Origin of the sequence: Intrasporangium sp. (assembly GCF_051961875.1) — a bacterium.
In the GTDB taxonomy this organism is placed as follows: domain Bacteria; phylum Actinomycetota; class Actinomycetes; order Actinomycetales; family Dermatophilaceae; genus Intrasporangium_A.
In genome coordinates, this window is sequence record NZ_JBQCCV010000074.1 from 1 (window position 1) to 17,861 (window position 17,861).

The window sequence follows — 17,861 nt, forward strand, 5'->3', positions numbered from 1 at the left end:
GCGACTCCCATTCGAAGCCGACACAGCCCGTCACGACTTGGTCCGACTACGCGGCGAGGGCTTCGAACCCTACGGTGTCTAGCAGGGCGTCGACCCCGTCGACGTGGCGGCCACCGAGCAGGTGCAGGGCGTAGCCCACCCCACCGCCGGCTCCAGCCCCCGGGGCACGTTCCGGACGGATCGCCTCGCCGCTCAGCAGGTCCCGGCGCGGCGGGTACGCCCGGGCGACGAGACTGGCGAAGTGCCCGAGAGCGCCCTCCAGCCGTTGCGCCTGCTCCTCGCTCGCGCCGATCCGGCGGGCGAACACCGCGCTGGTGCCCTTGAGGCCGAGCAGCGGGGAGGCGACGTCGGTCGCGACGACGAGGTCGACATCCCGGAACCGTTCCCGCGCTGCGTCCAGTCCGGTGAGGTCGTCGAGGGTGAGATCGGCGAGAGCCGCGCCCCCGCGCCCCAGCCGGTCCGGGCCACCGACACCGAGGGTGGAGAGCAGAGCGGCGCCGGCATCGTTCGTCCCGAGTCCACCGACGCCCACCACGACACGGCGAGCCCCGAGGTCGAGTGCCGCCAGCAGAAGCCGCCCGACTCCTGCCGAGGTCGTGCGGGTCGGGTCGCGTTCGGTGTCGTCGAGCAGGTGCAGGCCGGCCGCCTCGGCAGCCTCGACGTAGGCGATGGGGCCGATCTCCCCCGGCACGAGCAGGATCGTCGCCGGTACGTCGCGCCCCAGCGGGTCGGTCGTGACGACCGCCTCGAGGGCGCCCTCGACGCTCCGGGCCACGGCGGCCACGAAGCCGACGCCCCCGTCGGAGGCGGGCACCACCGCGAGGAGATCGTGCGGAGCGGTCTCCCGCCAGCCCTGGGCTATGGCCTCCGCGGCACGCGGGCTGCCGAGGTCGTCGAAGGAGTCCGGGACGATGAGCACGTGCACGGCGGCCATCCTCGCACCCGCCCCGGCCGCCCCGTAGGTCGAGGTGTTGCGCCCGGTCGAGGTATTTACCGGTCAGTGGCGTCCGCCGATTACCTCGACTGGCGGGCGCCCAACCGCGCGAGCAGGAGAGCCTCCGCGACGCAGACGCGCTCGAACTCGCCGAGGTGGAGCGACTCGTTCGCGCCGTGGGCGCGGGTGTCCGGGTCCTCGACGCCAGTGACGAGGATCGCGGCGTCGGGGAACCGGGCGGCGAAGTCGGAGATGAACGGGATCGAGCCGCCGACCCCCATGTCGACGGGCTCGGTCCCCCAGGCGTCGGCGAACGCGGCGCGCGCCTCGTCGTAGACCGGGCCGTTGGCGTCGGCGGCGAAGCCGGAGCCGAGCTCCTCGAGCGAGACGCTCACCTTGGCACCCCACGGGGCGTGAGACTCCAGATGGCGCTTGAGCGCCTCGAACGCCGCCTTCGGGTCCTGCGTGGGGGCGATGCGCATCGACACCTTGGCCGCCGCCTTGGCCGCCAACGTGTTCGAGGCCTTCTCGATCGAGGTGACGTCCATGCCGATCGTCGTGATCGACGGCTTCGTCCAGAGGCGGGTCAGGATCGAGCCGGTGCCGATGAGCGAGACGCCGTCGAGCAGGCCGGACTCCTCGCGGAAGCGCGCCTCGTCGTAGTCGAGGTCGGCGGCGACACCCTCGTCGAGCCCCTCGACGGCGACGTTGCCCTCGTCGTCGTGGAGCGTGCCGAGCAGGCGGATGAGCGCCGTGACGGCGTCCGGAGCGGCGCCGCCGTACATGCCCGAGTGCACCGAGTGGTCGAGGGTCTGGACGCGGACGATGACGCGCACCCCGCCCCGGAGGGTGGTCGTGAGCGCCGGCGTGCCGATCTGCCAGTTGCCGGAGTCGGCGAGGACGATCGCGTCGGCGGCCAGCCGGTCGCCGTGACGATCCAGGATCGTCCCGAGCGACGGCGACCCCGACTCCTCCTCGCCCTCGACGAAAACGGTGACGCTGACCGGGAGCTCGCCCTTGAACGCGCGGAGCGCCGCGACGTGTGCCATGACGCCCGCCTTGTCGTCGGCGGCTCCCCGCCCGTAGAGGCGGCCGTCCCGCTCCACGGGCTCGAACGGCTTGCTGTCCCAGTCCGCGTCGTCGCCGGGCGGCTGGACGTCATGGTGGGCGTAGAGGGTCACCGTGGGCGCGCCCTCCGGCCCCACGATGTGGCCGATGACCGCGGGCCTGCCGCCCTCGACGACGATCTCGGTGTCGAGCCCCTCAGCACGGAGCAGCTCGGCGACGGCCTCCGCACTGCGGGCCACCTGGCTCTGGTCGAAGCTCGCGGCGGAGACGCTCGGGATGCGGACGAGCCGTTCGAGGTCCGCACGCACCTGGGGCATGAGGTCGGCGACGCGGTCGCGGATCGCCTGGATCTGGTCGGTGGTGAGGATGTCAGCAGTCACGTGTTACTCCTATGTCAAGCCGCTGCTGGGAGGCAAGCGGTGTGACGGTTGTGGTGGTCTGTTGTCAGAAGGTTGAACACGGTGCGGGCGAGGCGGCGTTTGAGGCAACGCAGCGCTTCCGTCTTCGTCTTGCCCTCGGCGAGCTTCTTGTCGTAATAGGCCCGTCCCGGCGATTCGTGCAGCCGCAGCTGGGTGACCGCGATCCGGTGGATCGCGCAGTTGATCTGTCGGTTTCCGCTGCGGGTCATCCGCACCCGTCCGGCCGTGTTGCCGGACCAGACCGGGATCGGCGCCAACCCGGCATGCCGCGCGAACGCGGCCTCCCCGCGGGAGCGGGTGATCCCCGCGGACTCGCCTAGCAGCTTGGCCGCCAGCTCGTGGACCCGCCACAGCAACGAGTTGATCGTCCTGGTCCGCGTGTTCACCAGGGATTCGCGCCGGTCCACCAGCAGCTTGGCCTCGCGGGACACCTCGTCGTGCGAGGCGACCGGCAGCGTCGGCTCGCGCAGGAACGCCCGGGCCACCGCCAACGCATCGATCGGGTCCGACTTGCCCCGGGTCCGCGCGACCCGGCGCTGCTCGGCCATCATCTTCGGCGGCACCCGCACCACCCGCTGCCCGGCGCCGAGCAGGTCCCGCTCCAATCGGGCGGACAGGTGCCGGCAGTCCTCGATGGCCCAGGTCAGCTCCTCACTGAACTCGCGACGCGCCCACCCCAACGCCTTCAGGTGGCCCGTGCTCGTGGCCGCGACAGTCAACTGCCCGACCTGCTTGCCGACCTGATCGACCGCGACGAACGTGTGCGTGCGCTCGTGCACATCGGCCCCAACAACAACCATGGTGGTTGCCTCCTTCACCTGATCAGTGACTGGACGGTTGGGCCGGTCGGCGGACACATCTCAGTGGGGGCGATGCCACGCTCCTATCAAGTCACGCCGGCCGGCTCCCTCACACCCGGTGCCGGCATAACGCGTGCTCATCAACCCGAAGGCGACAGCGACCCGAAGAGCCAGACACCAGATGCTCAGGATCCAACCACCGCGAGTGCGGTGCCATCACCCTGACACTGAGACCGACCCTATCCGTGGAGTCCCGTGAGTAGGGTCGCGACTGTGAACGGGGCGGGCACGTTCGTCGGGGGCCGGGACCCGTGGCTCGCAGGGCTTGGCAACCTGCGAAACGTCGGGCGCCAGGAGCTGGGCGCCCGCCAGCTCGCCGCGCACCTGCCCGGGGCCCCCTCCCGCGTTCTCGACGTCGGTGCCGGGCAGGGCACCCAGGCCCTTCACCTCGCCCACCATGGGCCACCAGGTGACTGCCGTCGAGCCGGACGCCCGGATGCGTGCGGCGTTCGCGGATGCCGCTCAGCTGCTTCCCGCGGAGACGCGGGTCCGCGTCCGCCTGCTCGCGGGGGACGTCACCGCGCTCGACCGCACGACGGGCTCAGCGGCATACGACGCGGTGCTCTGCCACGGGGTGCTCATGTACCTCCCGGCGGCAGGGCCGGCCGTCGGCGCCCTCGCGAGCCGGTTGGCTCCCGGGGGGGCTCCTGTCGCTGGTGGCCCGCAACGGTGACGCGATGGCCTGGCGTCCGGCATTGCGGAGGGACTGGGCTGCGACACTCACCATGCTCGAAGAGGTCGAGGCGGCGCGGGTGGCGGGCCGCGACGTGGCCTACCGCAACGAGCTCGGCGTTGACGCCCGGGCCGGCCGTGGTTGACTCGCCAGATGGAGGACCGCACCGGCGACGCGCTCTCGGCCGTGCCACGCGCCGCGTTCCTGCATGCGTCCGACCGGTGGCGCGCCGACGCGGACGGCCCGATCCCGATCGGGCACGGTCAGACGAGCTCGCAGCCCCGCACCGTCGAGGCGATGCTGCGCCTGCTCGAGGTCCGTCCCGGTGACCGCGTCCTCGACATCGGGTCCGGCTCCGGCTGGACGACGGCGCTGCTCGCGTGGCTGGCCGGGCCCACCGGGGCGGTCCTCGGCCTCGAGATCGAGCCCGAGCTCGTCCAGTGGGGACGAGAGAACCTCGCGCGGGCCGGCTGCGCCGCGACGATCCGCGAGGCACGGCCCGGCGTACTCGGGGCCCCGGACGACGGACCGTGGGACCGCATCCTGGTGTCCGCGGACGCCGGCCGGTTCCCGCAGGCCCTCGTCGACCAGCTCGCCGCTGACGGGCGGCTGGTGGCCCCCGTCGCCGGCTGGCTGACCCTCGTCGAACGCACGGGCGGGCAGGTCCGCACCAGCGAGCACGGACCCTACCGTTTCGTTCCGCTGCGCTAAGGGGCAACGCGGGAACAGGAGCGATTGGGGAGTGAGCCGCTGCTCACCTACAGTTGTGCCCGTGTTCGGACGCAAGAAGACGACTCTCAACGACGACCTCGCCGCAGAGGCCACGGCCCGGCCGGAGCGCGAGGGCGCCAAGAACCGCCCCACGCCGAAGCGGCGCGACCAGGAGGCCGCCAACAAGCGTCCGCTCATCGTCACCGACCGCAAGGCGGCCGCGGCCCAGGACAAGGTGGCGCGGCGCGCGGCGATGTCCAAGCAGCGCCAGGGCATGCTGACCGGCGACGAGCGCTACCTGCCGGTCCGCGACAAGGGCCCGCGCAGGCGGTTCATCCGTGACTCCGTGGACGCCCGGTGGAACCTCGGCGAGTTCATGCTCCCCGTCATGCTCCTCGTCCTGCTGCTCAGCTTCATCAAGACGCCGTGGGCGTTGCTCGCCGTCTTCATCCTCGTCTACGGGCTCATCGCGCTCGCCGTCATCGACGCCCTGCTCATGTGGATGCGCACGAAGAAGAAGATCGCGCAGAAGTTCGGCGGCGCCGAGCGCGGTGACGCCATGTACGCGATCATGCGGGCGTTCCAGATGCGGCGCACCCGGATGCCGAAGCCGCAGGTGGCTCGCGGTCAGCACCCGGCCTGAAAGAGGTGGCGCCGCGTCGGCGCAGGCACGTGAGGGCGGTGGCGGCCCTCGTCAGTCCTGCAGGTCGGCGAAGGCAAGCGGCTGCCGCGTCACCGCGTAGGTCGCGAAGTAGAGCCGCTCCACCTCGCCCGAGTCGTCACGGACGACCTCGAGCACCTCGCCGCGCTCGCGGCCCTCGACGGCCCGGAAGCGGTCGGGGCCGTCAGCCGCATACCGCGTCTCCGACAGCGGGTCGCGCTCCGAGAGACGCGACCAGAGCTGACCGTCGCGGACGAAGAACGTGATCGGCGAGCCCTCCGACCACCACAGGCCGAGCAGCGGCGCGAGCTCCGGCCGGGGGCTCTCGGGGCGCCAGGTCGAGGGCAGGCTCGGTTCGTGGTCGAGGACCGTCTCGAGGAGGTCGGTCGCCAGCGAAGCGGCTCCGCCACCGACGTGCTGTTGGCGAAGACGACGGCGCCGACGCCGTCCTTGCGGCGGACCCGCAGGCCGGTGAGGAAGCCCGGCATTGCGCCGCCGTGCCCGACGTAGACCCGCTCGCCGCGTCGACCCATGCCGAAGCCGAGTCCGTAGCCACCGGTCCAGCCATCCGGGTCGGTGAGGATGATCGGCCGGCACATCTCCTCGACCGTCTCCGGCCGCACGACGCGGTCGTCGGGGCGTGCGACATAGGCGGCGTAGCGCGCCATGTCGGCCACCGTCGACCACAGTCCACCGAGCGGCGCCGTCGCGTTCAGGATGAAGAGGGGCTCCACCGTCGCGGTGCCCGCATAGGGGTCGATCTGGTAACCGAGGGCCCGGTCGTCCGCGGGCACGAGGCCGGTCCGGGTCATGCCGAGCGGATCGAGGATGCGCTCTCGCACCACGTCCTCCCAGTCACGGCCGGTGACCCGCTCGATGACCTGCCCGAGCAGGCCGTAGGCGAGGTTCGAGTAATGGAAGGCGTGGTGGGCCGGCAGCACCTGCTCCGCCTCGTCCACGCCGGCGAGGAACGCGTCGCGGTCCGGGGCCTCCAGGCTCTCCCAGATGCGGCCGACCGGCTCGCGCTGCAAGCCGGACGCGTGGGCCAGCATCTGCCCGATCGGGACGCGCGCGTGCCGGAGCCCGGGCAGGTGCGCCTCCAGGGGGTCGTCCAGCGTCAGCCTCCCCTCGTCGCGCAGGGACATCACCGCGAGGGCGGTGAACGTCTTGGTGACGGAGCCGATCATGAACTGCGTGTCGTCCGCCGCGGGGCGCGGCTCGTCGCCGAGCCGCGCGCAGCCCACGTGCCCGGACCAGACGAGAGCTCCGTCACGGACGACGCCGGCGCTGACCCCGGGGGCCTGCCACTCGCGCTGTGCGCTGCGGACCCGCGTCTCGAGGCGGCGAGCCAGGCCGTCAGACAGGGCCGGCCCGACGGAGGCGGGCGAGGTCACCTGCGTCACTGCGCGGCCCGGAGGCTCATCGGCCCGTAGACGACCGTGTCACCCTCGCGCAGGGTCACCGACTCCACGCCACTGGCGAGCAGGTCGCGCCAGGTCTCACCCAGCCAGCTCTCAGCGTCGCTCTGCGTCGGGAACGGCACCGATGGCAGCGAGTCCGCCGTCACGGGGTCACCGGCGGCGTCGAAGTAGGCCCAGGTCCAGTCCGCGCTCATGGGAGCACCCTACGGCCGGCGGGACGCGTTTGACGGGTGGGCTGCCCGCGTGCCACGGTTCGCAAGTACCGAACAGGACCAGGGGTAAGCCGGTGTGACTCCGGCGCTGACCCGCAACCGTGATGTCGACGGTCCGCTCCAACGCGAACCGCCGGCCAGCCGGAAAACCCTCCCCGTTCGATCCATACACAATCCGTCTGTCGTGGAATACGGACCGGAGCTGCAGAGGCAGGTTGCCCTTCCTCGGTCTCCGACCGTGAGGAGGAGATCATGCCCATCGCCCACCGTCGCTCCGTGCGGCTCGCCCTCGTCGCGCTGCTCGCAGCCGCCTTCGGCCTGATGACGACCGCCCCGGCGCATGCCGCCGCCTATCGCTTCTGGGGCTTCTACCAGCTCGCGAACGGGTCCTGGGACTTCGCCCAGAAGGGCCCCGAGCAGACCGTCCCCAAGGACGGCGCCGTCGACGGCTGGCGCTTCGCGGTCAGCGACGAGAACGGCGCCCGTTACCCGCGCGCGGTCCTGACCTTCGAGCAGGTCTGCGGCACGACGCCCGCCGAGAGCGGCAAGAAGCGCGTCGGCCTCGTCGTCGACTTCGGCCGGCCGGCCGACGCCGACCAGGGCGGCACGCCGCCCGCCCCGACCGCCAAGTGCGCGGTCGTCGGGACCGACGCGACGAGCCTCGACGTGCTGCGCACCGCCGGTGAGCTGCGCGTCGAGAAGGGCCTCGTCTGCGGCGTCGACGGCTACCCGGCCACCGGGTGCGGCGGCGCGGTCAAGACCGTCAGCGCGGAGGCGGCCGCCCCGGACGGCCAGGTCAGCATCGCCGCGCCGACGGCGTCCCCGACCGCGAACGCCGCAGCCGCGCCGACCCAGGCGGAGCAGCCCGCCAAGGCGGCGGGCAACGCGACCTCGGCAGGGACGTGGGCGGCATACATCGTCGTGGCCCTCCTGGTCGTGGGTCTGATCGCCTACTTCTTCGTCCGCTCGCGCGCCGGCGCTCGGCAGCAGCGCTGAGTCGATGCTGCAGCGGGAACGGCTCCAGCACCCCGCAGCCTGGTGGCTGTGGGGGCTGGGCCTCGCCACCGCGGCGTCCCGCACGACCAACCCCGCCTTGCTCCTGCTCGTCGTGGGTGTCTGCGCCCTCGTCGTATCGGAGCGTCGCGACCCGTCGGCCCCCAACCCGTTGCGGGCGTTCCTGCTCATCGGCGTCGGGATCATCGTCCTGCGCCTGCTCGTCACGGTGGTGCTGGGCAACGGTGTCTACGGCGACACGGTCCTGTTCACGCTGCCCCGGGTGCCGCTGCCAGAATGGGCGGCGGGGGTGCGGCTCGGCGGTCCCGTCGCCCTCGAGCCGATCCTCTACGCGGTGTACGACTCGCTCCGGCTCACGGCGATCCTCGCCTGTGTCGGCGCCGCCAACGCCCTGGCGAGCCCCCGTCGGCTGCTGCGGCACCTGCCGGCGACGCTGTATGACGTCGGCACCGCCGTCGTCGTCGGCCTGACCTTCGCGCCGCGGCTCCTCGGCGACGCGCGTGCGGTCCGCGACGCGCGGCGACTGCGCGGCCACGACGGCCGGGGGGTGCGCGAGGTCGCCCGGCTCACCGTGCCCGTCCTCGAGACCGCCTTCGAGCGGTCACTCGGCCTCGCGGCATCCATGGAGTCGCGCGGCTACGGCCGTGCCGTTCGCTCCACGCGCGCGTCGCGGTGGCTGGCCAGCGGCCTTGCCCTCGCCGGCCTGGCCGGGGTGCTTGCCGGCCTCTACGGGCTGCTCGACACCTCGGCGGGTGGAGTCCTCGGCGTCCCTCTCCTGCTCGTCGGGGTCGTGCTCGCCACTGCCAGCCTGGTCGTGGGCGCCTCGAGGGAGGAGCGAACCGGCCACCGCCGCGACCCCTGGTCGTGGACCGAGACCGCGACCGTCGCCGCCGGTGCCGTGCCGGGGGCGGCGCTCCTGCTCGGCAGCATCCAGGGCTGGGACGGCATCGTCCCCGCCCAGTCCGCCAGCCTCCCGCACCTACCGCTCGCCGCCGTCCTCGCGATCGTGGTCGCCGCGGCGCCCGCCTTCCTCACTCCCCCACCCCGAGCCGAGGCGTCCGCATGATCACCTTCGACCACGTCACGGTCCGGTTCCCCGAGTCCGCCGCACCGGCCCTCGACGACGTCACGCTCCAGGTCCCCGAGGGCGAGCTCGTCCTCGTCATCGGCCCGACCGGCAGCGGCAAGTCGACCCTGCTCCGGTGCGTCAACGGCCTGGTCCCGCACTTCAGCGGAGGCCTGCTCTCCGGCTCGGTGGTCGTGGACGGGCTCGACACCCGGCAGCACCGGCCCCGCGACCTCGCCACCGTCGTCGGCCTCGTCGAGCAGAACCCGGTCTCCACCTTCGTCACCGATGTCGTCGAGGACGAGATCGCCTACGGCATGGAGACGATGGGCCTCGACCCGACGACGATCCGGCGCCGTGTCGAGGAGACGCTCGACCTCTTCGGGCTGACCCCGCTGCGGACCCGGGCCCTCGAGAGCCTGTCCGGGGGGCAGCAGCAGCGCGTGGCCATCGCCGCGGTCTTCGCGGCCGGCCCCCGCATCCTCGTCCTCGACGAGCCGACCTCGGCCCTCGACCCCGTGGCCGCCGAGGAGGTGCTCGCCTCGCTCGACCGGATCGTGCACGACCTCGGCACGACGGTGATCCTCGCCGAGCACCGGCTCGAACGCGTGATCCACCACGCCGACCGGGTCGTCCTGCTCGACCACGGCCGGACGAGCGCCCTCCTCGACCCGGCCGAGGCGATGCGGACGTCGCCGATCCACCCACCCGTGGTTGCCCTCGCCCACCTCGCCGAATGGGACCCCCCACCCCTGTCGATCCGGGACGCCCGCCGCCGGGTGGGCGAGCTGCGCCGCCGCCTCACGGGGATCGAACCTTCGGCACCGCGGACGACCGGACCCGACGCGGCGCTGGCGCTCGACGGGCTGCGGGTGCTGCGCGGCGGCCGCGTCGTCCTCGACGCGGTCGACCTCACGATCGAGCGCGGCTCGGTCACCGCACTGATGGGCCGCAACGGCGCCGGCAAGTCGACGCTCCTCGGGGCCGTCGGGGCCCAGCTGGCGATCGCGCGCGGCAGGGTGCGAGTCGGTACCCAGCGTGCCGACCCGCATGCCCTGCGGGCGCGCGACCGGGTCCGGGTGGTCGGCCTCGTGCCGCAGCAGCCGGAGCTGCTCCTCTACACCGACTCCGTCGCCGACGAGTGCGCGAGCGCCGACCGCGACTTCGAGGTCCCGGCCGGCACGACCGCCGAGCTCCTCGATGCGATCGCCGGTCCGATCGAGCGGGCCAGGCACCCGCGGGACCTCTCCGAGGGCCAGCGGCTCGAGCTCGCCCTGGCCGTCATCCTCGCCGGTGGTCCGGAGGTCCTCCTCCTCGACGAGCCGACCCGCGGGCTCGACTACGGGGCGAAGCGGCGACTCGCGGTCGTGCTCGCCCGGCTCGCCGAGGCGGGCACGACGATCGTGCTCGCGACTCACGACGTGGAGATGGTGGCGGAGTGCGCCGACCGGGTCATCATCCTCGCCGACGGAGAACTCGTCGCCGACGGCCCGGTCCGGGAGGTGCTCGCCGCCTCCCCCGCGTTCGCGCCCCAGGTGACGAAGGTGCTGCACCCGCAGCCGTGGCTGACCGTGGACGACGTCGCCGCCGCTCTCGGGAGATCGGCATGACACCCCGCCGACGGGGCCACGCCGACCGGCCGTCGGCTCGATCGGTCATCGCGCTGCGCTGGCCGAGCACCGCCGCGATCCTGCTCGTCGGAGTCGTCGGGCTCATCGGCTTCACCTGGCCGTTCCTCGCCTCCGCGGAGTTCGTGACGTCCCACGGCAACGACACTCCATGGCTCTTCGCCGTCCTGCTCGGACTGCTCTGCCTCGTGTGCCTGGCCGAGGTCAGCTCCGGTCGGCTCGACCCGAAGACGATCGCCGTCCTCGGCGTCGCGGCCGCTGCCGGTGGCGGCATGCGGGTGTTGAGCGCGGGGACCGCGGGTCTCGAGCCGGTCTTCTTCGTCATCATCGTCGCCGGGAGGGTGCTCGGGCCCGGGGTGGGCTTCGTGTCCGGCTGCCTCGCCCTGCTGACCGGTGCACTCCTCACCGGGGGCGTCGGCCCGTGGCTGCCCTACCAGATGCTCTGCTCCGGCGGCGTCGGCTTGGGGGCCGCGCTCCTGCCGGTCCGCCCGGGGTCGCGTCCGGAGCGATGGGCGCTCGCGGGATACGCCCTTGTCACGGGCCTGCTCTTCGGCCTCGTCATGAACCTCTGGTTCTGGCCCTTCCTCGGCACGAGCGGATCCGTGGGCATGAGCTTCGTCCCCGGCGCACCGTTGGCGGAGAACCTGCACCACTACGGCCTCTTCTACCTCGCGACCTCGCTGGGCTGGGACCTGCCTCGAGGCGTCCTCAACGCCACGCTCGTGCTCCTCGCCGGCCCCGCTCTGCTCAAGGTCTTCCGTCGGGCGGCCCGTCGGGCGGCCTTCGGTGCCCGGGCCGAGTTCGACGAGCCGGCCCGGGCCGTCCCGACGGAGGACGCCGTCCCATGACCGTCACCCTCGTGACCGGACCGGTCCGCAGCGGCAAGAGCCGGCACGCCGAGGACCTGCTCTCCGCTCACCCGGAGGTCGTCTACCTGGCCACCGGACCGCAACCGGGGACCGACCCCGAGTGGACGGCGCGGGTGGCCGAGCACCGCGCCAGGCGTCCCTCGGGCTGGACCACGGTCGAGTCCCTCGACATCGCCGCGGTGATCCGGAGGGCCGAGCAGCCCGTCCTCGTCGACTGCCTCGGCACCTGGGTCACCCGGCTCGTCGACGATGTCGGGTGGGACGACCTCGCCGCCGCTGGCCTGGCCCTGGCGGCGGCCCGGGACGCCCTGCTGTCCGCGCTGGCCACGGCAGCCGTGCCGGTGGTCCTGGTGACGAACGAGGTGGGCTGGGGAGTCGTGCCGCCCACCGCCTCGGGGCGGTTCTTCGCGGACGAGCTCGGCCGGCTCAACGCCGCCGTGAGTGGACGGGCCGACGCCGTGCATCTCGTCGTCGCGGGCCGCGTCCTCGACCTCACCTCGGCACCGGTCGTGCCGGAGCACCCGCGACCGAGGACCCTTCGTGCCTGACGCGTGGCGCCTCGCCCTCGGGACCTTCCTCGCCTTGCCCGTGCCTGCGCCGCGTCGTGTCGACCGTCGGACGGCCGGCTGGGCCATGCTCCTGGCCCCGGCCACCACGGTGCCCGCGTTGGTCGTCTGGGGATCCCTCGCTGCCGCGTCCGTGCACGGCTGGCTGCCTCCGCTCGTCGCGGCCGCACTCGCCCTCGGTGCGCCCGTCCTGCTGTCCCGGGCGATGCACCTCGACGGGCTGGCCGACACGGCGGACGGGCTCTCGGCGAGCTACGACCGCGACCGCGCCCTCGAGGTGATGCGCCGCAGCGACATCGGCCCGTCGGGCGTCGCGGCCATCGTCCTCATGCTGCTCGTGCAGCTGGGGTGCCTCGCGGCCCTCCTGCCGTCCACCTCCGGAGCAGTCCTCGCCGGCCTCGCCCTCGTGGCGAGCCGTCTCGCCCCGGCCGTCGCCTGCTGTCGCCTGCCGGCTGCTCGGTCCGACGGCCTCGGCCACACCGTGGCTGGATCGGTGCGACCGCTCGCGCTCACCGCCGCGGCCGTGCTCGTCGTGTGCGTCGGTGTCCTCGCGACGTGGGCCTCCGGCACGAGGTGGTATGCCGCTGTGCTCGTCCCCCTCGCCGCCCTCCTCGGCGCTTGGGTCGTCACGCGCCGCGCGGCTCGTAGGCTCGGCGGCGTGACCGGGGACGTCGTCGGCGCCGCGATCGAGACCGCACTGGGGGCTGGCCTCGTCGCCGCGACGGTGCTCTCCGCCGTGTGACTCCGGTCGGGGCCGTGTCCTGGGCGGCCCCGACCCGTCACCGGGCCCCTTACCAGGGGAACGGTCAGGACGGCTTCACCTCGATGAATGGCGGCTTGACGACGGTCGCCTCGACGGCGCGACCACGGACGTCGATGGTCACGGTGTCGCCGACGGCCACGTCGGGCGCGAGCAGGGCCAGTGCGATTCCCTGCTTCAGGGTCGGCGAGAAGGTGCCGGACGTGACGTCCCCGACCGGCGCCCCCTCGCGGGAGACGACGCAGTGCGGCCGGGGGATGCCGCGCCCGGTGACCAGGAGGCCGTGCGAGATGCGCGTGGGGTTGCCCCGCTCTGCTGCGAGTGCGTCCTTGCCCCAGAACGTGTCCTTCTTCCACCCGACGGCCCAGCCGACCCGCGCCTGTACCGGGGAGATCTCCGGTGAGAGCTCCTGCCCGTGCAGGGCGTAGCCCATCTCCGTCCGGAGGGTGTCCCGGGCGCCGAGGCCGCAGGGCAGGCCGCCCATGGGGCCCATCGCCTCGACGAGGGCGTCCCAGATCTCGGTCGCGCCGTCCCACGGGCCGACGAGCTCGTAGCCCCGCTCCCCCGTGTAGCCGGTTCGGCAGACGGTGAGCTGCTGGCCGCTCCTCTGGGCGTCGACGTAGGACATGTAGTCGTGCCCGGTCGTCAGGCCGAGGGCCCGGAGCAGGTCGTCGCTGCGAGGCCCCTGGACCGCGATGATCGCGAACTCGTCGTGCCGGTTCGAGACCGTGACCCCGTCCGGGGCCGCGGCAGAGAGCAGGTCGACGACCTGAGCGGTGTTCGCGGCGTTCGGGATGAGGAAGACGTCCTCCTCCGAGCGGAGGTAGGCGATGAGGTCATCGACCGCTCCCCCGGTCTCGTTGCAGCAGAGCGTGTACTGCGCCGAACCCGTCTGGATGCGTCGGAGGTCATTGGTGAGGCAGCGGTTGACGAAGTCCGCCGCGCCCGCGCCCGCCACCGTCGCCTTGCCGAGGTGGCTCACGTCGAAGATGCCGACCCGTTCACGGACCGCAGTGTGCTCGGCGACCACCCCACCGCCCGGATACTCGATCGGCATGTCCCAGCCGCCGAAGTCGGCCATCTTGGCCCCGAGGGCGACGTGTCGGTCGTGCAGGGGGGACGTGCGTCCCGGAGTCGAGTTCGTCATGGTGCAAACCTAGCGGCGCCAGCAGGCCTCGTTATGATCGCGCCGTCACCCCATCTCGGACAAGGGAGTTCACCTCGTGGCCAACCTCACCAGCTCCAGTCGCTCGGCGGCCGACATCGACGCGGACGCCATCGTCCTCGCGCTGGCGAAGGACGGTGACGGGGTCGCCCTGACGAACGGTCACGGCCTCTCCCGGCGCACGGTCAACCACCTCAAGGCGGTCATCGCCGAGCTCGAGCTGAAGGGCCGCCCCGGCGAGGTGACGACCCTCGCGGCCGTCCCCGAGGTCAAGGCTCCTCGAGTCGTCCTCACGGGTGCGGGCGAGCTGGGCGGGCGGCCCGACTCGACGACCCGGGAGAACCTCCGGCAGGCCGTCGGGGCCGCGGTGCGCGGCCTGGACAAGAAGCAGAAGATCGCCGTCGTCGTCCCCGGTGCCTCGACCGAGCTCGTTGCCGCGGTCGCCGAGGGAGCGGCGCTCGGGGCCTACGCGCCGCCGAAGGCCGGCGCCGCCAACACCGAGACGGTGCAGACGGTCAGCATCCTCGGCCCGACCGACGGCCCGGCTCGCAAGGCGGTCAAGCGCGCCGGCGCGATCGGCGCCGCCGTGGCCTACGCGCGCGACCTCGTCAACCAGCCGCCCAACCTGCTCTACCCCGAGTCCTTCGTCGCGTCGCTGGCCGAGCGGGTCAAGGGCACGAAGGTCAAGCTCAAGAGCCTCGACCTCAAGCAGCTGCGCGCCGGGGGCTTCGGCGGCATCGTCGGCGTCGGGCAGGGCTCGGTCAACGAACCCCGCCTCGCGGTCCTCACCTATGCCCCATCGCGCCCCAAGGCGACGCTCGCCTTCGTCGGCAAGGGCATCACGTTCGACTCCGGCGGCCTCTGCCTCAAGCCCCCGGCCGGCATGAGCACGATGAAGTCCGACATGGCCGGGGCCGCGGCGGTCGCCGCGGCTGTCCTCGCGATCGCGGAGCTCGGGCTGCCGGTCGCCGTCACCGGCTACCTCGGCATCGCCGAGAACATGCCCAGCGGTTCGGCCCAGCGGCCCAGCGACGTCGTCACGATGCGCGGCGGCAAGACGGTCGAGATCCTCGACACCGACGCCGAGGGACGCATGGTCCTCGCCGACTGCATCGCCCTCGCGGCGGAGAGCAAGCCCGAGGCGATCGTCGACGTGGCCACCCTGACCGGTGCGCAGGTCATCGCGCTCGCCGACACCGCCGCCGTCATGGCCAACACCGACGGGTTCCGGGGCCGCGTCGTCGACACGGCGGGCATCATGGGCGAGGCGGTCTGGCCGATGCCGCTGCCGGCCGAGCTGCGTCCCGCCCTCGACTCGCAGAACGCCGACATCGCGCACAAGGGCGGCCGCGAGGGCGGGATGCTGACGGCCGGGATCTTCCTCGGCGAGTTCGTGCCCGAGGGAGTCGCCTGGAGCCACATCGACATTGCGGGCCCCTCCTTCAACGAGAAGGGCGCTCGCGGCTACACCCCCAAGGGCGGCACGGGTTTCGGCGTGCGCACCCTCGTGGGGCTCGCCGAGTCCTACCTCTGACGACGACCCTCTGACGACGAAGGGGCCGGTGTCCACTGCGGACACCGGCCCCTTCCTCTCTGCTGACTGATTGTGCTGACTGATCGCGGCGCCCGATGGTGCCGAGCCCCGTCAGCCGCCGGACTTGCGCCGGAACATCTGCTGCGCCTTGGCCGGGCCGTGGGCACCGTGCACCTTGGACCGGTCGCCGTTCTCGGAGACGTTCTTGCCGCCGTGCGCCTGCTTCTTCTCGAGGGCGGCACGGAACTTCGCCCGGGTCTCCTCGCTGGGACCCGCTCCATCCTGTTTGGACATGCCTCAAACCTCCTGCGTCGACGCGGCCGGGGACGACTCCACCCTGTCAGGTGCGCGGCATACCTTCCAGTCGTTTTGTCCGTATGCCGTGCCTCACGCGTCACCCCTCCGCTTCCGGGTGTTCCACGCCCGCATCCGATTCGGGTAGCCCGTCTTGTTGACGTCGTAGACCGGCACACCCAGACGCTGGCTGAGGTCGTAGGCGTCCTTCTGCGACCCGATCGCCCGCCGAGTCCACTCACCGTCCCAGGCGATGAGCACTACGGTCGTTGGGGTGACACTCGTGGGAGGCTCCACGTAGGCCTCCACCCCCCGATGGGCCTCGACGAACTGCTTCAGGTAGTCCTCGACGGCCTTCCTGTCGATTTCCATCTGGGGACCATCGGATCGCGCGGCTGCCTCTCGGCGGGCGGCCTTGCGCCGCGAGAACCAACCCATGGCCGAACTGTACGACGACTTGCCCGGCAGATCTCGGCACGAGACCTGCTTGTGACGTCGGTCCCGATCAATGACAAGATGCACATGCGCGTGATCCCCACGAAGGAACCACGGGCACTGCAGTCTGGACAGGACAACCCGAGCCTTGCAAGGAGCACCCCGCATGCCGGCGACCGCCGCGGACGACTACGACATCGTCATCCTCGGAGGAGGCTCGGGCGGCTATGCCTGCGCCCTCAGATCGGCCGAGCTCGGCCTGCGCGTCGCGCTCGTCGAGAAGGCGGAGCTCGGCGGCACCTGCCTGCACCGAGGCTGCATCCCCACCAAGGCCCTGCTCCACGCCGCCGAGGTCGCCGACACGGCCCGCGAGGGCGAGAAGTTCGGCGTCAAGACGACGTTCGAGTCCGTCGACATGGCCGGCGTCATGTCCTACAAGAGCAGTGTCGTGGCCCGGCTCCACAAGGGGCTGCAGGGCCTGGTCGCCGCCGCCAAGATCGAGTACGTCACCGGTGAGGGCCGGCTCGACGGGCCGCACACCGTCGTCGTCGACGGCCGTCGCCTCACCGGGCGCAACGTCGTGCTGGCGACCGGCAGCTACGCCAAGTCGCTGCCCGGCCTCGAGATCGGCGGCCGCATCGTCACGAGCGACGACGCGCTGCGCCTTGACCACGTCCCGGCGCGGGTCGTCGTGCTCGGCGGCGGCGTCATCGGCGTCGAGTTCGCGTCGGTCTTCCGCAGCTTCGGCTCGGAGGTCACGATCGTCGAGGCGCTGCCCCGGCTCGTCGCCGGCGAGGACGAGGCGGTCTCGAAGCAGCTCGAGCGGGCCTTCCGCAAGCGCAAGATCACGGTCAGGACGGGAGCTCGGTTCGCCGGCGCCACCCAGTCCGGTGACGTCGTGACGATGACACTCGAGTCGGGGGACACGATCGAGGCCGACCTGCTCCTCGTCGCCGTCGGCCGTGGCCCGGTGACCGAGGGCCTGGGCTACGAGGAAGCCGGAGTGAACGTCGAGCGCGGCTTCGTGCCCACGGACGAGCGGCTGCGCACGAATGTCGACGGTGTCCGCGCCGTCGGCGACATCGTGCCGGGACTCCAGCTGGCGCATCGCGGGTTCGCGCAGGGCATCTTCGTCGCCGAGGACATCGCCGGGCTCACCCCGGCGGTCATCGACGAGACGACCATCCCCCGTGTCACCTACTGCGACCCCGAGATCGGCAGCGTCGGCCTCACCGAGGCCCAGGCGCGCGAGAAGTACGGCGACGTCGCGACCTACGAGTACAACCTGGGCGGCAACGGCAGGTCACAGATCCTCGGCACCCAGGGCTTCGTCAAGCTCGTGCGCCGGGCCGACGGCCCCATCGTGGGCGTCCACATGATCGGCGCCCGGATCGGCGAGCAGGTCGGCGAGGCACAGCTCGTCGTCGGCTGGGAGGCCTTCCCCGAGGACGTCGCCGCGTTCATCCACGCCCACCCGACCCAGAACGAAGCACTCGGCGAGGCACACTTGGCCTTGGCCGGCAAGCCGCTGCACGCGCATTCGTGAAGCACAGCCAGAAAAGGAACGAGGA

19 protein-coding genes and 1 pseudogene are annotated in these 17,861 nt (G+C 72.4%); 11 read left to right on the forward strand and 9 right to left on the reverse strand.

What is annotated here, in order from left to right:
• Nucleotides 1-46: 46 nt before the first annotated feature.
• The 3 genes from ACTHJJ_RS04330 to ACTHJJ_RS04340 form a co-directional block, all read right to left on the reverse strand.
• Nucleotides 47-925, reverse strand: a complete 879-nt coding sequence (locus tag ACTHJJ_RS04330; RefSeq protein ID WP_440301707.1) for a glycerate kinase — start codon at nucleotides 923-925, stop codon at nucleotides 47-49.
• A gap of 89 nt (nucleotides 926-1,014) precedes the next feature.
• A complete protein-coding gene (locus ACTHJJ_RS04335; RefSeq protein ID WP_440301708.1) occupies nucleotides 1,015-2,382 on the reverse strand; it encodes a dipeptidase in 1,368 nt (455 codons plus the stop codon).
• A 14-nt stretch (nucleotides 2,383-2,396) separates the two neighbouring features.
• Nucleotides 2,397-3,239, reverse strand: a complete 843-nt coding sequence (locus tag ACTHJJ_RS04340; RefSeq protein WP_440301739.1) for an IS110 family transposase — start codon at nucleotides 3,237-3,239, stop codon at nucleotides 2,397-2,399.
• Between the two features lie 439 nt (nucleotides 3,240-3,678).
• On the opposite strand from ACTHJJ_RS04340, the gene ACTHJJ_RS04345 reads away from it, so the two are divergent.
• The 3 genes from ACTHJJ_RS04345 to ACTHJJ_RS04355 all read left to right on the forward strand — a co-directional run bounded on the left by ACTHJJ_RS04345 (nucleotide 3,679) and on the right by ACTHJJ_RS04355 (nucleotide 5,308).
• Nucleotides 3,679-3,954, forward strand: coding sequence for a class I SAM-dependent methyltransferase (locus ACTHJJ_RS04345; protein WP_440301709.1), 276 nt, complete (start codon nucleotides 3,679-3,681; stop codon nucleotides 3,952-3,954).
• A gap of 153 nt (nucleotides 3,955-4,107) precedes the next feature.
• Nucleotides 4,108-4,665, forward strand: coding sequence for a protein-L-isoaspartate O-methyltransferase family protein (locus ACTHJJ_RS04350; RefSeq protein WP_440301710.1), 558 nt, complete (start codon nucleotides 4,108-4,110; stop codon nucleotides 4,663-4,665).
• A 61-nt stretch (nucleotides 4,666-4,726) separates the two neighbouring features.
• Entirely contained in the window at nucleotides 4,727-5,308 is a 582-nt protein-coding gene (locus tag ACTHJJ_RS04355; protein WP_440301711.1) for a DUF3043 domain-containing protein, read from the forward strand.
• Between the two features lie 51 nt (nucleotides 5,309-5,359).
• On the opposite strand, the gene ACTHJJ_RS04360 is transcribed toward ACTHJJ_RS04355, so the two are convergent.
• From ACTHJJ_RS04360 to ACTHJJ_RS04370, 3 genes and pseudogenes are all read right to left on the reverse strand, one after another.
• A complete protein-coding gene (locus ACTHJJ_RS04360) occupies nucleotides 5,360-5,890 on the reverse strand; it encodes a DUF7586 domain-containing protein (protein ID WP_440301740.1) in 531 nt (176 codons plus the stop codon).
• Nucleotides 5,794-6,729, reverse strand: a pseudogene (locus tag ACTHJJ_RS04365) (serine hydrolase domain-containing protein); the annotation flags it as partial. The pseudogene ACTHJJ_RS04365 and the gene ACTHJJ_RS04360, both read right to left, overlap by 97 nt.
• Nucleotides 6,726-6,941 (reverse strand): hypothetical protein, encoded by a 216-nt coding sequence (locus tag ACTHJJ_RS04370; RefSeq protein ID WP_440301712.1) that lies wholly within the window; start codon nucleotides 6,939-6,941, stop codon nucleotides 6,726-6,728. The pseudogene ACTHJJ_RS04365 and the gene ACTHJJ_RS04370, both read right to left, overlap by 4 nt.
• 270 nt (nucleotides 6,942-7,211) lie before the next feature.
• Between ACTHJJ_RS04370 and ACTHJJ_RS04375 the strand changes: the two genes are divergently transcribed.
• From ACTHJJ_RS04375 to ACTHJJ_RS04400, 6 genes are read left to right on the forward strand one after another with little or no spacing between them, the layout of a single operon-like run.
• The gene (locus ACTHJJ_RS04375; protein ID WP_440301713.1) at nucleotides 7,212-7,955 is read left to right on the forward strand and encodes an SCO2322 family protein; all 744 of its coding nucleotides are present in this window, start codon (nucleotides 7,212-7,214) and stop codon (nucleotides 7,953-7,955) included.
• A 4-nt stretch (nucleotides 7,956-7,959) separates the two neighbouring features.
• The gene (locus ACTHJJ_RS04380) at nucleotides 7,960-9,039 is read left to right on the forward strand and encodes an energy-coupling factor transporter transmembrane component T (protein ID WP_440301714.1); all 1,080 of its coding nucleotides are present in this window, start codon (nucleotides 7,960-7,962) and stop codon (nucleotides 9,037-9,039) included.
• Nucleotides 9,036-10,649, forward strand: a complete 1,614-nt coding sequence (locus ACTHJJ_RS04385) for an ABC transporter ATP-binding protein (protein ID WP_440301715.1) — start codon at nucleotides 9,036-9,038, stop codon at nucleotides 10,647-10,649. The genes ACTHJJ_RS04380 and ACTHJJ_RS04385 overlap by 4 nt, the downstream gene beginning before the upstream one ends.
• On the forward strand, nucleotides 10,646-11,515 hold the full coding sequence (locus tag ACTHJJ_RS04390) for an ECF transporter S component (protein ID WP_440301716.1): 870 nt from the start codon (nucleotides 10,646-10,648) through the stop codon (nucleotides 11,513-11,515). The genes ACTHJJ_RS04385 and ACTHJJ_RS04390 overlap by 4 nt, the downstream gene beginning before the upstream one ends.
• A complete protein-coding gene (gene cobU / locus ACTHJJ_RS04395) occupies nucleotides 11,512-12,084 on the forward strand; it encodes a bifunctional adenosylcobinamide kinase/adenosylcobinamide-phosphate guanylyltransferase (protein WP_440301717.1) in 573 nt (190 codons plus the stop codon). Before ACTHJJ_RS04390 ends, cobU begins: the two co-directional genes overlap by 4 nt.
• A complete protein-coding gene (locus ACTHJJ_RS04400; RefSeq protein ID WP_440301718.1) occupies nucleotides 12,077-12,844 on the forward strand; it encodes an adenosylcobinamide-GDP ribazoletransferase in 768 nt (255 codons plus the stop codon). Before cobU ends, ACTHJJ_RS04400 begins: the two co-directional genes overlap by 8 nt.
• A gap of 64 nt (nucleotides 12,845-12,908) precedes the next feature.
• Here the strand turns inward: ACTHJJ_RS04400 and gcvT are convergent, their stop codons facing one another.
• On the reverse strand, nucleotides 12,909-14,009 hold the full coding sequence (gene gcvT / locus ACTHJJ_RS04405; RefSeq protein ID WP_440301719.1) for a glycine cleavage system aminomethyltransferase GcvT: 1,101 nt from the start codon (nucleotides 14,007-14,009) through the stop codon (nucleotides 12,909-12,911).
• A 76-nt stretch (nucleotides 14,010-14,085) separates the two neighbouring features.
• On the opposite strand from gcvT, the gene ACTHJJ_RS04410 reads away from it, so the two are divergent.
• Nucleotides 14,086-15,561 carry a leucyl aminopeptidase gene (locus ACTHJJ_RS04410; RefSeq protein WP_440301720.1) on the forward strand — a complete coding sequence of 492 codons (1,476 nt, stop codon included), beginning with the start codon at nucleotides 14,086-14,088 and terminating at the stop codon, nucleotides 15,559-15,561.
• Between the two features lie 111 nt (nucleotides 15,562-15,672).
• Here the strand turns inward: ACTHJJ_RS04410 and ACTHJJ_RS04415 are convergent, their stop codons facing one another.
• Nucleotides 15,673-15,855 (reverse strand): DUF5302 domain-containing protein, encoded by a 183-nt coding sequence (locus ACTHJJ_RS04415; RefSeq protein ID WP_440301721.1) that lies wholly within the window; start codon nucleotides 15,853-15,855, stop codon nucleotides 15,673-15,675.
• Nucleotides 15,856-15,948: 93 nt separating this feature from the next.
• The gene (locus ACTHJJ_RS04420; RefSeq protein ID WP_440301722.1) at nucleotides 15,949-16,227 is read right to left on the reverse strand and encodes a hypothetical protein; all 279 of its coding nucleotides are present in this window, start codon (nucleotides 16,225-16,227) and stop codon (nucleotides 15,949-15,951) included.
• A 229-nt stretch (nucleotides 16,228-16,456) separates the two neighbouring features.
• Between ACTHJJ_RS04420 and lpdA the strand changes: the two genes are divergently transcribed.
• Nucleotides 16,457-17,836, forward strand: coding sequence for a dihydrolipoyl dehydrogenase (gene lpdA, locus ACTHJJ_RS04425; protein WP_440301723.1), 1,380 nt, complete (start codon nucleotides 16,457-16,459; stop codon nucleotides 17,834-17,836).
• Nucleotides 17,837-17,861: the final 25 nt, after the last annotated feature.

Coding starts and splice junctions, on each gene's coding strand:
- ACTHJJ_RS04345 (WP_440301709.1), top strand. CDS start 3,679: ATGGGCCACCAGGTGACTGCCGTCGAGCCGGACGCCCGGATGCGTGCG.
- ACTHJJ_RS04350 (WP_440301710.1), top strand. CDS start 4,108: ATGGAGGACCGCACCGGCGACGCGCTCTCGGCCGTGCCACGCGCCGCG.
- ACTHJJ_RS04370 (WP_440301712.1), bottom strand. CDS start 6,941: ATGAGCGCGGACTGGACCTGGGCCTACTTCGACGCCGCCGGTGACCCC.
- ACTHJJ_RS04375 (WP_440301713.1), top strand. CDS start 7,212: ATGCCCATCGCCCACCGTCGCTCCGTGCGGCTCGCCCTCGTCGCGCTG.
- ACTHJJ_RS04380 (WP_440301714.1), top strand. CDS start 7,960: ATGCTGCAGCGGGAACGGCTCCAGCACCCCGCAGCCTGGTGGCTGTGG.
- ACTHJJ_RS04385 (WP_440301715.1), top strand. CDS start 9,036: ATGATCACCTTCGACCACGTCACGGTCCGGTTCCCCGAGTCCGCCGCA.
- ACTHJJ_RS04390 (WP_440301716.1), top strand. CDS start 10,646: ATGACACCCCGCCGACGGGGCCACGCCGACCGGCCGTCGGCTCGATCG.
- cobU (WP_440301717.1), top strand. CDS start 11,512: ATGACCGTCACCCTCGTGACCGGACCGGTCCGCAGCGGCAAGAGCCGG.
- gcvT (WP_440301719.1), bottom strand. CDS start 14,009: ATGACGAACTCGACTCCGGGACGCACGTCCCCCCTGCACGACCGACAC.
- ACTHJJ_RS04415 (WP_440301721.1), bottom strand. CDS start 15,855: ATGTCCAAACAGGATGGAGCGGGTCCCAGCGAGGAGACCCGGGCGAAG.
- ACTHJJ_RS04420 (WP_440301722.1), bottom strand. CDS start 16,227: ATGGAAATCGACAGGAAGGCCGTCGAGGACTACCTGAAGCAGTTCGTC.
- lpdA (WP_440301723.1), top strand. CDS start 16,457: ATGCCGGCGACCGCCGCGGACGACTACGACATCGTCATCCTCGGAGGA.